The 12,442-nt window shown below is 54.0% G+C and carries 11 protein-coding genes; 3 read left to right on the top strand and 8 right to left on the bottom strand.

Going from position 1 to position 12,442, the window contains the following annotated elements:
* Positions 1-32: 32 nt before the first annotated feature.
* A complete protein-coding gene (locus ACT3TR_RS02770; protein ID WP_096281749.1) occupies positions 33-701 on the top strand; it encodes a GntR family transcriptional regulator in 669 nt (222 codons plus the stop codon).
* Between the two features lie 89 nt (positions 702-790).
* Entirely contained in the window at positions 791-1,345 is a 555-nt protein-coding gene (locus ACT3TR_RS02765) for a DUF1415 domain-containing protein (RefSeq protein WP_096281747.1), read from the top strand.
* Here the strand turns inward: ACT3TR_RS02765 and ACT3TR_RS02760 are convergent.
* From ACT3TR_RS02760 to ACT3TR_RS02725, 8 genes are all read right to left on the bottom strand, one after another.
* Positions 1,342-2,994 carry a diguanylate cyclase domain-containing protein gene (locus tag ACT3TR_RS02760; protein WP_444624577.1) on the bottom strand — a complete coding sequence of 551 codons (1,653 nt, stop codon included), beginning with the start codon at positions 2,992-2,994 and terminating at the stop codon, positions 1,342-1,344. The two genes, ACT3TR_RS02765 and ACT3TR_RS02760, sit on opposite strands and share 4 nt — an antisense overlap.
* Before the next feature lie 186 nt (positions 2,995-3,180).
* On the bottom strand, positions 3,181-3,684 hold the full coding sequence (locus tag ACT3TR_RS02755) for a GNAT family N-acetyltransferase (RefSeq protein ID WP_096281743.1): 504 nt from the start codon (positions 3,682-3,684) through the stop codon (positions 3,181-3,183).
* An 80-nt stretch (positions 3,685-3,764) separates the two neighbouring features.
* Positions 3,765-4,757, bottom strand: coding sequence for an LLM class flavin-dependent oxidoreductase (locus ACT3TR_RS02750; RefSeq protein ID WP_096281741.1), 993 nt, complete (start codon positions 4,755-4,757; stop codon positions 3,765-3,767).
* 160 nt (positions 4,758-4,917) lie between these two features.
* A complete protein-coding gene (locus ACT3TR_RS02745) occupies positions 4,918-5,604 on the bottom strand; it encodes an SDR family oxidoreductase (protein ID WP_444624578.1) in 687 nt (228 codons plus the stop codon).
* Between the two features lie 110 nt (positions 5,605-5,714).
* A complete protein-coding gene (locus tag ACT3TR_RS02740; protein WP_444624579.1) occupies positions 5,715-6,998 on the bottom strand; it encodes a nitrate- and nitrite sensing domain-containing protein in 1,284 nt (427 codons plus the stop codon).
* A 79-nt stretch (positions 6,999-7,077) separates the two neighbouring features.
* Complete coding sequence (locus ACT3TR_RS02735; RefSeq protein ID WP_096281735.1) at positions 7,078-8,430, bottom strand: MFS transporter; 1,353 nt, start codon at positions 8,428-8,430, stop codon at positions 7,078-7,080.
* Positions 8,431-8,785: 355 nt separating this feature from the next.
* On the bottom strand, positions 8,786-9,805 hold the full coding sequence (locus ACT3TR_RS02730; protein ID WP_444624580.1) for a patatin-like phospholipase family protein: 1,020 nt from the start codon (positions 9,803-9,805) through the stop codon (positions 8,786-8,788).
* Positions 9,806-9,928: 123 nt separating this feature from the next.
* On the bottom strand, positions 9,929-10,651 hold the full coding sequence (locus ACT3TR_RS02725) for a murein L,D-transpeptidase catalytic domain family protein (RefSeq protein ID WP_096281733.1): 723 nt from the start codon (positions 10,649-10,651) through the stop codon (positions 9,929-9,931).
* Between the two features lie 105 nt (positions 10,652-10,756).
* Here ACT3TR_RS02725 and ACT3TR_RS02720 point away from each other — a divergent pair, with 105 nt between their 5' ends.
* Entirely contained in the window at positions 10,757-12,403 is a 1,647-nt protein-coding gene (locus ACT3TR_RS02720; protein ID WP_444624581.1) for a L,D-transpeptidase family protein, read from the top strand.
* Positions 12,404-12,442: the final 39 nt, after the last annotated feature.

Raw genomic sequence — 12,442 nt, 5'->3', positions numbered from 1 at the left:
TCACGAGCGCGAAATAATAAAGGGACGGCATTATGAGTGATTCTTTACCTAAATTAGCTGCAACAGCATCAAGCCGCGTATTTGATCACTTGCGTAAAGACTTAGTGGGGGGGCGTTTTATTGCGGGCGAAAAGCTTGCCATTAATGCGCTCAAAGAGCGCTATGACGTAGGCTTGAGCCCGTTACGAGAAGCACTCAATAAGTTGGCGGCCTATGGTCTGTTGATACAGGAAAATCAGCGTGGTTTTCGGGTTCCAAAGCTGTCGCGTGAGGAATTGGAAGATATTGTCCAGATGCGTCTGGAAATGGAGGGCATGGCGTTGGAGCGGGCAATCAGCCATGGCGATTCGCTGTGGGAGGCCGATTTGCTGGCCGCCGCGCACCGCCTGAAACGCGCGGATATCAGTTTGGATAAAGGCGAGCCGTGGGAGCACTTGCATACGCAATTTCATCGTACGCTGGTGGCGCCCTGTGGTTCCGTTTGGCTATTGCGCTTTATTGAGCAGTTGCACGACCAGTTTGATCGCTATCGTCGCTTGGGTCCGAAAATGCCAACGATTCGTCAAGAGCTTGACGAGCAGCATCACCAGCTCGTTGAGCTAGCGTTACAGCGCGATGTCAGGGCGGCGCGAGAACTAATGAACGACCATATTCATAAATCCTATGAAGTCGCTTTAAAGCGCTACCAAGAGCACGCCTGATAGGGCCACGTAGTGGCAACTGACGGCAACTGATAAACTGCCGCGATCTGTCCATCGGCCATTGTCGGGCTAATGCTAAAGAGGGTGCTATGCACGCGGATAATCAAATAGTGGCGCAAACGCTAAGCTGGGTGCGCACCTTCATTGTGGCGCAGGATATTTGCCCATTTGCGCAGCGGGAGTTAGAGCGTGAATCCATTCGCGTCGAGGTCGTACGTTCCAAGAAAATGGAAGTGGCGCTTGAAGAGCTGATGGTTGAAGTGCAGTGGTTAGACGAGCACCCGGAGACGGAAACAACCTTGCTGGTATTTCCAACGTTGTTTAAAAGCTTTGACCATTATCTCGACTTTGTTGAGCTGGCTGAGCATATTTTGGTCGATCAGGGCTATGAAGGCATCTATCAACTCGCAACCTTTCATCCTGATTACTGCTTTGATGGCGCTGAGCCTGAGGATGCTTCTAATTATACCAACCGCTCCCCCTACGCGATGGTCCACTTGTTGCGTGAAGAGAGCGTCGAGAAGGCGATTGAGTTTTACGGCGATACCGATGCTATCCCCGAGCGCAATATTGCCAAATTGACGGCTATGGGCAGCGATGCCGCTGAGCAGCAGCTGCAGCGCTGCTTTGGAGTGGATGTTTAAGGGGTGTGAATTACCAACTGATGTTTGCCTTGGCTTTTGGCTGTGTAAAGCGCGACATCGGCAAGTTTCATAACCGTGTTTATATGGTGACCGTGCTGAGGCCACCAAGCCGCGCCTAAACTGCAGCCGACGGTGGCCTGCTCGTTTTCAGGTAATAAGATGGGGTCGGCAATGGCGTTTAGTAAACGCTTACTTACCTCATGGGTGAGTATTTCAAGATTCTCAGGTTTCGTTTTAAGCACCATGACAAACTCATCGCCACCCAAGCGGGCCACGACATCACCACTGCGCAGTGCGTTCTTCAGCCGCTGTGTGATCTCAATCAGCAGTAAATCGCCGGCATGATGGCCCAGCTCGTCATTAACCTGCTTGAAGCCATCTAGATCGATGAAAATAACCGCCATACTTTGCAGATTTCTTTCTGCTTCGGGAATCGCTAGCTGCAGATACTGATTGAGGAACGCGCGGTTAGGCAGGCCGGTGAGCGGGTCAGTATTCGCTAAATCTTCCAGACGGTTGATGGTGTAGTTCTGGACCAATAGACGATCGACCATATTACGCATTGAAGTAGATAGGCGTTTAAGCTCTGGAGAGCCGCTTTCAAGCGGGATAGTGTCGCCATTCTCGCCCTCTTTTATACGATCAGCAGCCCTTGCTAAGCGGGTGAGGGGAGCAACCATGCGTGATGCAATGATCCAACCAATCAACGCGAACACCAAGGCTAGCAATACCCCTGTGCCCATAATGGCCGCTTGAAGCTGCTTTACGGGAGCAAAGGCAGTAGCAATGGGTTGGCGGCTAACCGCTACCCAGCCTAGACCTGGGAAGTCTTCAAAGCCGCTGCTGCGTGTATAGCCTGTCACAAACCGCTCACCGCTAGGCCATGTTTCGATTGCCCACTGAGGCGTTGGGTTGTCGCGACTGGGTAAATGTTTCAGCGTATTGAGTGGCTGGCCAATCATCTCTGCAGGCCCTAGTAGCACTGTGTTATCAGCCGACAGCAGCAGCATTTCAGTGTCTTGCTGGTGTACCGACGGTGATAGCATGGAGTTTTCAACGTACCGCGCCCACTCCCAGCTTAAATGCACGGCAAGCACACCGCGTAGCTCGCCGTTTTGGTCGGTCACCGGTGTGGCGATGTCAACAAACTTAAGGGCTTCGCCACTCGGGTTAGGCAGTAACTTGGCAAGCAGCAATGCTTCATGAACATCCCCCACCCAAAGTGCTTGCCGACCCTCGATAAATACCGGGCGCGCCGCGATAGATTCTCCTTCTAGAGTGCCATCCGTTGCAACCTGGATGATGCCTTCTGGATTGGTAAAACCAATCCAGGAAACGACATTATGATTGCTCTGCAATAGCTCTAACTGCTCGCGCAGTACGCTCAAATCATTGTCATTAGTGAGCGCCTGAATCCCTAGTAGTAGCTTGACCTCTTTAACACGCGCATCCATGCTGCGGTCAAGCTTGTCTACCATTTGGTAGGCGGATTCTGACGCCGCGTAGCCAATGTTTGATTCCAACTGGTGGGCTGTTTCCCGAGCGGCCACCCACCCAAGCAGCAGCGTGGTCGCGAAGATTAAGGTAGCAATCAGGGCAATAAAACGTGAGCGCAGAGAGAGGCGTGAAATAAAAGCCGGTTTAAACATTCTGAAATGCTTTCCCGTGAAAAGTGTAAGGTTCAGGTGGTCGGTGCAATCAATCGTTGATTGACGGCTAGGCCGACTTAACTTATGCACTGAACCTTACCGGAAAACCGCTTAATGTGCGCGGCCTTTGCTTAGATCTCATCATTACTTTTGACTGGGTAAAGAATCGCCAAGAAGCGGCAGACCTTAGTGGCCTGGCAGCACTTTATACATCACGTGGGTATCGACAAAACCAAGCTGCGCATGGCGAAAGGCATTGGGAACCGTGCCGACAATGCTAAATCCGAGTTTTTGCCATAACGCGACGGCAACCTCATTAGTCGCCACCACCGCGTTGTATTGCATCGCTAGAAAACCTAGCTGATGTGCCTGCTGCTGGGAATGCTCGCACATGGCCCGTGCAACGCCTTTGCCCCGCGCGGCGGGGGCCACCATGTAACCACAGTTACATACGTGATCACCGGGGCCTGCAGCATTGGCTTTTAGGTAGTACGCGCCTAATAGTTGGCCGCTGGCATCCTTGGCGACCACGCTGGCTTTAGGTGCTTTAAGCCATAGCTGGCGCGCCGCCTCGATACTGATGCTGGGCTCAATCGCGTAAGTTTCTTGTGCCGCGACAATCGCTTGAAACGTTGGCCAAAAGACGGCGAAATCATCTTCTGTCATCGGCGTGAAGGTGAGTGTTGTCATAAGCTTTCTAGCGGTGCCCTCTGGTTTAAAGCCTATTGGTTATCGAATGTCTAGCGAATACCTAAGCAACGGCTAAGCGATCAGCGAGCGACCTCGGCGACAATTTCATAGCTGCGCAAGCGATCTGAATGATTAAAAAAGTCACTATTAATCATTAACTCATCAGCGCCGGTGCGTGCTTGAAACTCTTCCAGCTCGGCTTTCACTGTCTCAGGCCCACCAATAATCGCCGCGCCTAAAAACTGGCTAACTTGAGCCTGCTCAGCCGGTGACCAATCTAGTTGTTCAACCGGTGGCAGCGACTGAGTAGGCTTGCCTCGAATTAGATTAAGAAACTTCTGCTGTGCGGTGGTGGCTAGGTAGTGGGCCATCGCATCACTTTCAGCCGCCATCACGGGTAAGCCAACCATCGCATGGGGCTTGGCAAGATGTTCGGAAGGGCGGAAGTTGTCGCGATATAGCCGCAAAGCCTCAAATAAATAGCCCGGTGCAAACTGGGCGGCAAACGCAAAAGGTAAGCCAAGCTTGGCTGCCAGCTGCGCACTGTAACCGCTAGATCCTAGCAGCCATATCGGCACATGTGTTCCCTGGCCGGGAACGGCTTTAACGCGCTGATGAGGTTCGGCGTCAGCTAAGTAGCTACTTAACTCATTGAGTAACTGAGGAAAGTCATCGACGCCGGCATGGGCATTGCGGCGCATGGCCTGCATGGTGGCGCCATCAGAGCCAGGGGCACGCCCTAAACCTAGGTCAATACGGCCAGGATACAGCGTTTCCAGCGTGCCAAACTGCTCGGCAATCACCAGCGGTGGATGATTCGGCAGCATGATGCCGCCGCTGCCTACGCGGATCGTCGAGGTTTGCCCGGCGACGTGGCCGATTAACACAGCGGTGGCGGCACTGGCGATGCCAGCAATGTTGTGATGCTCGGCTAGCCAGTAACGGGTATAGCCCAGCCGCTCGGCTAATTGTGCTAGCGCCGCGCTGTCGCGAAAAGTCTCAGCGGCGCTACCGCCTTGGCGTATCGGGGCTAAGTCCAGCACGGAGAGGGCGGTATTGGCGAGTTGGCTCATGGTTCACCTGCATATGACGTCGTGGGCGCGTGGAGTGCAAAATTACTTAGCGCGCTTGGTAATATCACGTTATGCGGTCAGTGCCGACCAATTACAAGGCATGATCCATTGCTGAGCCCCGATAAGCATCCTATTTGCAACGTTGCTGCATGAATAGCGCTTACTCGACGGGTGGCGTCGGCCGAATGAGTATTTCATTAACGTCCACATGAGCAGGCTGTGACAGCGCATAGATGACGGCGTTGGCGACATCGCGATCTTCAAGGGCATGCTCCGGCGGCTCGTCAAAAAACGGCGTGTCGACCATCCCTGGCTCAATCAGCGTGACGCGCATGCCGGTGCCACGAAGTTCTTCGCGCAGATTATAGCCAATGCCTGTTATAGCCCATTTAGTCGCACTGTACATCGAACCGGGAATGGTGGTGCGACCGGCTGAGGAGCCTGTTAAAACTACCTGTCCTTTACTACGTTTTAGGGCCGGTAAGCAGGCCTGAATGGTGAGGCCTGCGCCATAGACATTGGTCAGGATCATCTCTCGCCAAGCGGTATGGTCAGCGCCACTAAAGCCACCAGGCGAGCCGCCGCGGCCAGCGTTGACAAAAACGGCATCTAACCGACCGAAGGTTTCGATAGCCTGCTCGACCATCGCCTGCTGTTGCTCCATGTTGGTGACATCAAGTGAATAGGGCAGCACATTTTCTGGCCCTAGCTCTTGGGCGAGTGCGCTGAGCTTGTCACTAGAGCGAGCCGCTAATACCAGTTTGTAACCTTCCCTGGCGGCGGCACGAGCAGTCGCTGCTCCGATGCCGCTTGATGCGCCGGTAATCAATAGCACGCCGTGATGCATAGGATTGCACTCCTTGCTGGATTAAACAGGTGGCCTTTAGCATGGCCAAGGAGAGGTCATCCTGCAAACATAAGCTTATTCCACGTGATGCGATGCCAGCTTATGTCGGCCTAACGGGAGCGGTGCTCTTCTTTGCGTTTGAGCATGGCCGAGAGATCCAAAATGGCTTGGGCCATGTCCGCCATACTTTTGCTTTGATCCATCGAGGTTTTACGTAAAAACCGATAGGCCTCCTCTTCGCTCATGTCTTGATGTGCCATGATCAGGCCTTTAGCGCGTTCAATCAGTTTACGCTCACGCAGGGCTTTACGGGTATTTTCCAACTCGTCGCTAAGCCCTTGCAGGCGGCTCGCCTGGGCTTGGGTCAGTTCAATCAGCGAGCGTCCTAGCGGTGACGTTAGCGCGTCGGCCGTCAAATTGCCGAGTGGCTGGGCGTCATTTAGCGCTAGTAGTTGTTCGCAGGGGGCGGGCGTGTAGCGAAAGGGCATGATGTTAGCCTTCGCTAACGCAGCGTTGGCTTGAGCGATTTTGCGATGACAAAGGGTGCTTAGCTGAGCGATAAGCGCTTCTTCGACCGTTTTCATTGAATCAATACGCAGCGTCGTGAGCTCGTACCAGGTTTCGCTCAGCGTATTGGCGTTGTCGCTAGGTGGGTGCTGCGCGCTGGGTGAGGGGCGGCAGGCGATGTCGCGTAGATGGCAGATGCCCGATAGCGTACGTGGCGAGCATTCGGTATGCCAAGCCTGCTGAGCTTCGGGCGTGGCAAATTCCAAAAAGGTATCAAAACAACGCGTTTGATCAGCCACTAGCTGATTTAATAAGGCGCGGTGTGCTTCATCAAAGTGGCCATGGGTAAAACCAAACGCACCGCAGGCGCGCTCTTGGCCAGCCAGCTCTTTGCCTTGCATTAAGTGGAAAATAGCCACCAGGCTGCGGGTAATGTCGGGATCAATGGAGGTGTCCGCGCCTTCAAAGACAATCGCTAGCAGCCCACTGGTCAACTGATTAAACGCTTGGGTCGCGGCATCGGGAGAGATCAAAAACGTATCAATGGCTTGGCGCAGCGTGCCAAGTTCATCAAGGGCATGCCAAACGGCGGCGATACGGCGCAATAGGCGAGCAGCAGCCTGTGGACGAGCCTCTTGACTAAGCGCTTCCAACCGCTGACGCATTAGCGTTTCAGCCTGCTCGCTGTGCTGGCGGTAGCTATCGCGACGTGCTTTGAAGCGCTGTCCTTGAGAGGCAAGATAGACCGTGGAGGCGCCACGCTCACGCTGTAGCATATGAATAAAGCGGCTAATGTCACCGACAATATCAGCGGTAGTGGCAAGGTGGGAGAGGCTATCGATATCGCAACGGATGGCGGTTAGTAGCAGCTGCTGCGCTGAAGACATAGAGTTTTCCCTGGTAGCGTACCGCTTAAAGTCATGACTCCCTCATCGCTGTGAAGCGCAGGGGTGTATTTAAAAGCGCTTAACGCAATGATAGCGCGCCTGCGCCTACTTCATCGCCCACCGCATCGCGGTAGGCTTTAGCCTCTTCGGCTTCGGTGGCGTCGCTAAAGCGTACCAGCAATACACAGGATGCCAGCGCCAACACCGTAAGCCCTAAATAGAACAGGCCCTGCTGATAGCTCAAGCTCTCGCTTCGAAACAGGAACGCTGCACCCACTGCGCCTACGTTACCGCCCGCGCCGACAATGCCCGCTACCGCACCCAGCGCTTTTTTATTGATAAAGGGCACCACGCCGTAGGTGGCACCTTCGGCCATTTGTACAAACAGGCTAAACACCAACATGATGCCAATGGCGAGGCTCAATACATGCATTTGTGAGAACGCCACCAGCGCAATGCCTTCGAAAATGAGGGCGATAAACAGCCAGCGTACGCGTCCTTTTAAACCGTTTTGCTTGGCGAAAAGATCCGAGAAGACGCCGCCTAGCGTGCGGGCAAAAATATTCATCAGCCCGAATAAGCCAGCGATCAGGCCCGCAGTGGCTAAAGTGAGATCAAATTTATCAAAGAAGTAGATCGCCGCAATATTGTTAATCGTCAGTTCGACGCCGAAGCAGAGACCATAGACAACGAATAGCGCCCATACACGTATATCCTTAGCCGCGGCTAGAAAGCTTTGCTTGGCGCCGTTTTCACCGGTGGCTTCCGGTAGCTCGCCTCGTGCGCGCAGCTCACTGAAGTTGCCGTTGGGAGCATCCTGGGTGAACAGCCAGTAACCGATGCCGGTAAACAGCATGACCACGCCGGGCACCATCATCGCCAATCGCCAGCCGAAGGCTTCGTTAGCACCTAGCATCAGCAGGCCTGAGAAGATGAGAGGCATCAAAATCTGTGTGGTGCCACCTCCCAAGTTGCCCCAGCCCGCGCTGGTGGCATTAGCGGTTCCCACTACGTTAGGCGCGAACATCATCGTGGTGTGGTATTGCGTGATCACAAACGAAGCGCCGATGGCACCAATGGCTAAGCGTGCCAGCAGAAATGTCTCAAAACTATTGGCGAAGCCAATGCCCATCACGGGGATGGCGCCTAACAGCAGCAGGCCGGTATAGGTTTTACGTGGACCGATTCGATCACAAAGGATGCCAATTGCTAGCCGAACAATCACCGTAATGGCGACCGAGGCAATAATCGTATTACCAATTTGTGTTTGGGTGAGTGACAGATCTTCACGCACAATCGCCATTAGGGGGGCGATGCCGAACCAGCCGAAAAAGCAGATATGGAACGCGAACCATGAGAAGTGAAAAGCGCGCATTTGCGGTGTGGAAAAATTAAACAGTCGAATGCGGTTGGCTTTATTGCGAATGTCCATGATGGCCTCACAGGGCATAAAACGAGTTTTTTGTTACACAACGCTGATCAAAACCGCGCCGCGCAAACAATTGACGAGAACATGCCTTCATCATTGAAGGTCAGTTTCGACGCACTCGTACCCTGTTGGGCCTGGTCCACGCCTACCACCACTGGTAGGAGTTATGCAGGTAGTTTGCCAGTTGCCTATTTATTTTTAAAAATCATAATCTTATTTTTTTAGAAAGGTGTTTGAAGCGGATCAATCCCATCACTATGCTGCATGATTGGGCACGCGATATCAGCTCTGCGGCATCTTGGTGCTTAGCAGTAGGGGCAAGTTGAAAATATATGAGCGAGCCTATTCGTGGCGTTGCTTATTCATTCAGATAAACCGTATCTATATCCAGCGTGGAGTGGTCGCCAATAGCGTCGAAATTCTCGCTCAACCAGCGTTCGGCGGCGGCCTGGCCGTGTTCAAAGAGGTGGCATAAAAAAGCCCACTCAGAATTGGATTTACTGGAAACGGAGAGCTCTTCAAGCGCTTGTTCACCGCTGATGCGATGAAACAGTGCCTGCTGATAGCAGTTTGTAATACCTTGCTCTTCAAGGGCATGCTTAAGCAGCGCGATCATTCGGATCTCTTTTATCAGCGCTGAGTTAAACGTGATTTCGTTAAGGCGATTCATAATCGCCGAGGCGGAGGTGGGTATCTCATCGCGGCTAATGGGATTAATTTGTATGAGAAGGATATCCCGCGCACCGCACTCTTCCATTAACGGAAACAGGGCGGGATTGCCCATATAGCCGCCGTCCCAGTAGGCCTCACCATCGATTTCTACGGCTTGGAACATAAAGGGCAGGCAGGCCGAGGCCATTACCGCATCAACGCTCATTTCTTCGCGGCGAAACACGCGCTGTTTTCCCGTGCGCACGTTGGTCGCCGTGATAAATAGCTTGAGCTGCTGGCATTGTCGAACCCGCTCAAAATCAATATGGCTGGCCACTATGTCGCGCAGCGGATTAACGTTCAGCGGATTAAGCTGGTAGGGCGACAATACGCGACTTAATAAGTCCATGGCGACAAAGCCGGGCGATTGGTCAAGGCTCCAGTTGCCGGTCAGCATATCCATGGGGGAGCGGCGAATGGGGCTGGCCATACCTGCGCGGCTGACCGCTTGCCAGAAGTCGTGCAGCGCTTGTCGGGCGGTTTGTTTATCGCCTCGGGTCAGCGCATCGGCCATGACTACGCCGTTCATTGCCCCGGCGCTGGTGCCGCTGATGCCCTCTATTTCAATGCGATCATCCGCCAGCAGGCGATCAATCACTCCCCAGGTATAAGCGCCGTGGGCGCCACCACCTTGTAAGGCGAGGTCTAGCTTTTTGACGTTGGTCATATGCTGTTTCCCATTGCGACGGATGAAGAAATAGAACTGATAAAAAATAGAGTTGCTGTGGGGGCAGCATGGCATAGGCCGTGCGTGAAAACGAAATGCTATTGGTGCGCACATGCCGCGAGCTTAGCGGCGAGCAATCTGATCGTTGGCCGCTGTGCAGCCTAGAAAGGCAGAGGTGGCCAGCCACTCGGCATCGGGATAATAGGCGAAAACATACTGATCCTCTTTAAGGCTGTCGATGAGCGGATACGTCACATCTTCACGAACGGCCGGGCAGCCATGACTGCGTCCTAACCGGCCCGTTTGAGTGATAAAGGCATCGCTCACGTAGTCCGCGCCGTGAATGACAATGGCGCGTTCATACGCTAGATCATTGACGTTGGGCTCAAGGCCTTCTAAACGCAGTGAATAGCCGTTGCTGCCGTAGTAACTGTTCATCGTACGAAATAGCCCCAGGCTCGACTGGTGGCTGTCAGGCGTATTGGAGAAAGTTTCCGCCTGCATGTCGCCGGAGCCCTGACCATGTGAAACCAGCTCTTCAAAGAGCAGTTGATGCTGGCGCAAATCAAATACCCACAGACGTGGCTCGGTAGACGGCAGCGAGTAGTCGATCACCGCCAGACGCTCGGCATTCGGTGCCGCGCAGTTAAGTGCTTGGGCAGCCAAGCGCAGCGCCTGATGCGTTGCCTGAGGAGCCAGCTGCAGCAACTGATGCTGTAACGGTGGCACGCCGGGAGGCGGCGTTGAGGCAACCTGAGCAAAGAAGCCGGCGGCGTATAGCGGTAATGTAAATAATGCTAAAAAAGGAAAACATAGCAGCATGATAAGTTTTAAACGAAGCGCCATATAAATCGATCCTGCAAACAATATCAGTCATGATGACCACAGCCGACTAAGATAAAAAGACGGGGCGGCTAGTGTGGAACGCGATAGTAACGCAAGGAGAGAGCGATGAACGAGATGCAGCCACTAAAACGATGGGCGCTGGGAACCGCCCTGTGCCTAACGCTTACCCACAATGCTTTAGGTATTAACAGTGCATATGCAGACTCAGCGCCATTGCAGCAAGCGTTAGCGCAGCAACTAATCACTGCCGAAGAGCAGCATCTACCCATTGCCGAGTTTTATCAACTGCGTGACGGTCAGCCGGTTTGGCAGGCTGTCTTAACGGTTGAGTCGTTGGTGGCTGCGTTGAATGGCTTGGAAAGTGACGGCTTGGCGCCAATGGATTATCACGCCGACACGTTGCTCAATGAATTTCATCGTAGCCAGACCTTAGGAGTGTCGGCGCAGGCGGCATTTGATATCAAGGCAACCCAGTCGCTGCTGCTGGCGCTGGATCATGTAGAGCGTGGCAAGGTCGACCCGCGGGATGTTGAGCCCCATTGGGACGCGCCGCGCGCCGCGCGCGGATACTCACTGCTGCGCGTTGTGCATGCCATTGAGGATAATAAGCTGGAAGACGCTATCGCGCTGGCCCGTCCCTCATCGGCTGAATATCAGCAGTTGCGCGATGCCTTAAAGCAACATTACCAGTTGGCTGATCTGAGCAGCACGCCTTACTTGGCCGCGCGGGAGGAGTCACTCCGCCCAGGCGACGAAACAGATGATGTCGTTGTACTTCGCCAGCGCTTAGCTCTCTGGGGCGATACCGATTTATTGGCAGCCGACAGCGGTGCTTATCCACTGATTGGAGTGCAGGGCACGGCAACCAATCGGCGCCTTTTTGATGCGTCACTGGAAACGGCCGTGAGACGCTTTCAGCGGCGTCACTTATTGCAAGCTGATGGGGTGGTCGGTGAGCAAACGCGCTTGGCGTTAAATACATCGGTTGCCACGCGTATTGATCAGCTGCGTGTCAACTTAGAGCGCGCGCGCTGGATACGTCCAATGCAGTTTGCCGAGCCGCGTGTGTGGGTCGATATTGCGGGCTACCGAATGCACTACGTGCGTCCTAATGGTCAGCAGTGGGATGCGCGCGTGGTGGTAGGGTCGCCACGCCGTGAAACGCCCATTATCCACTCGGCGATCAGTCATCTAACCATTAATCCTTCTTGGACAATACCGCCCACTATTATGCGTGAGGACGTATTGCCTCGCGTGCGGGCGGATATCGGTTATTTGGCGCGTCAAAATATTCAGGTGATTAGCCCAGCGGGCGTGCCGCTGATTGCTGAGGAGATTGACTGGCAGCGCCCAGGCGGCGTTATGTTGCGCCAGGTGGCCGGTGTGGGTAACCCGCTAGGGCGCGTGGTCGTGCGCTTTCCTAATAACGACATGATCTATTTACACGACACGCCTGCCCGCGGCCTGTTTCGGCGCGACCAGCGTGCGTTAAGCTCCGGCTGCATTCGCGTCGAGGGGGTGGCCGAGCTTGCGCAGATGTTGCTGCAAGATACCGGCAGCCGTTATCAAATGAGCAGCCTGCTAAGTGGGGGCAGTGATCGCAATGTGAGCCTGGCTCAGCGGATACCCGTGGCGCTGCATTATTTAACCGCCTGGCCGAATGAGCAGGGAGAGGTAGAGTTTAGGCCTGATATCTATCGACGCGATGCGACACTGCTGACGGCGTTACAGCGTGCGCTACCCTCAAGCTAACTATGGCCTCAGCAATATCTGGGTATCCAGTACAATACA

Origin of the sequence: Halomonas sp. AOP12-B1-6, assembly GCF_052379225.1 — a bacterium.
Classification (GTDB): Bacteria; Pseudomonadota; Gammaproteobacteria; order Pseudomonadales; family Halomonadaceae; genus Vreelandella; species Vreelandella casei.
The sequence above is the reverse complement of the archived record's forward strand: the minus strand, read 5'-3'. Positions and strand labels throughout refer to the sequence as shown.

What these genes read in the sequence shown, in the direction of transcription:
- ACT3TR_RS02770 (WP_096281749.1), top strand. Translation starts at nt 33, where the DNA reads ATGAGTGATTCTTTACCTAAATTAGCTGCAACAGCATCAAGCCGCGTA.
- ACT3TR_RS02765 (WP_096281747.1), top strand. Translation starts at nt 791, where the DNA reads ATGCACGCGGATAATCAAATAGTGGCGCAAACGCTAAGCTGGGTGCGC.
- ACT3TR_RS02760 (WP_444624577.1), bottom strand. Translation starts at nt 2,994, where the DNA reads ATGTTTAAACCGGCTTTTATTTCACGCCTCTCTCTGCGCTCACGTTTT.
- ACT3TR_RS02755 (WP_096281743.1), bottom strand. Translation starts at nt 3,684, where the DNA reads ATGACAACACTCACCTTCACGCCGATGACAGAAGATGATTTCGCCGTC.
- ACT3TR_RS02750 (WP_096281741.1), bottom strand. Translation starts at nt 4,757, where the DNA reads ATGAGCCAACTCGCCAATACCGCCCTCTCCGTGCTGGACTTAGCCCCG.
- ACT3TR_RS02745 (WP_444624578.1), bottom strand. Translation starts at nt 5,604, where the DNA reads ATGCATCACGGCGTGCTATTGATTACCGGCGCATCAAGCGGCATCGGA.
- ACT3TR_RS02740 (WP_444624579.1), bottom strand. Translation starts at nt 6,998, where the DNA reads ATGTCTTCAGCGCAGCAGCTGCTACTAACCGCCATCCGTTGCGATATC.
- ACT3TR_RS02735 (WP_096281735.1), bottom strand. Translation starts at nt 8,430, where the DNA reads ATGGACATTCGCAATAAAGCCAACCGCATTCGACTGTTTAATTTTTCC.
- ACT3TR_RS02730 (WP_444624580.1), bottom strand. Translation starts at nt 9,805, where the DNA reads ATGACCAACGTCAAAAAGCTAGACCTCGCCTTACAAGGTGGTGGCGCC.
- ACT3TR_RS02725 (WP_096281733.1), bottom strand. Translation starts at nt 10,651, where the DNA reads ATGGCGCTTCGTTTAAAACTTATCATGCTGCTATGTTTTCCTTTTTTA.
- ACT3TR_RS02720 (WP_444624581.1), top strand. Translation starts at nt 10,757, where the DNA reads ATGAACGAGATGCAGCCACTAAAACGATGGGCGCTGGGAACCGCCCTG.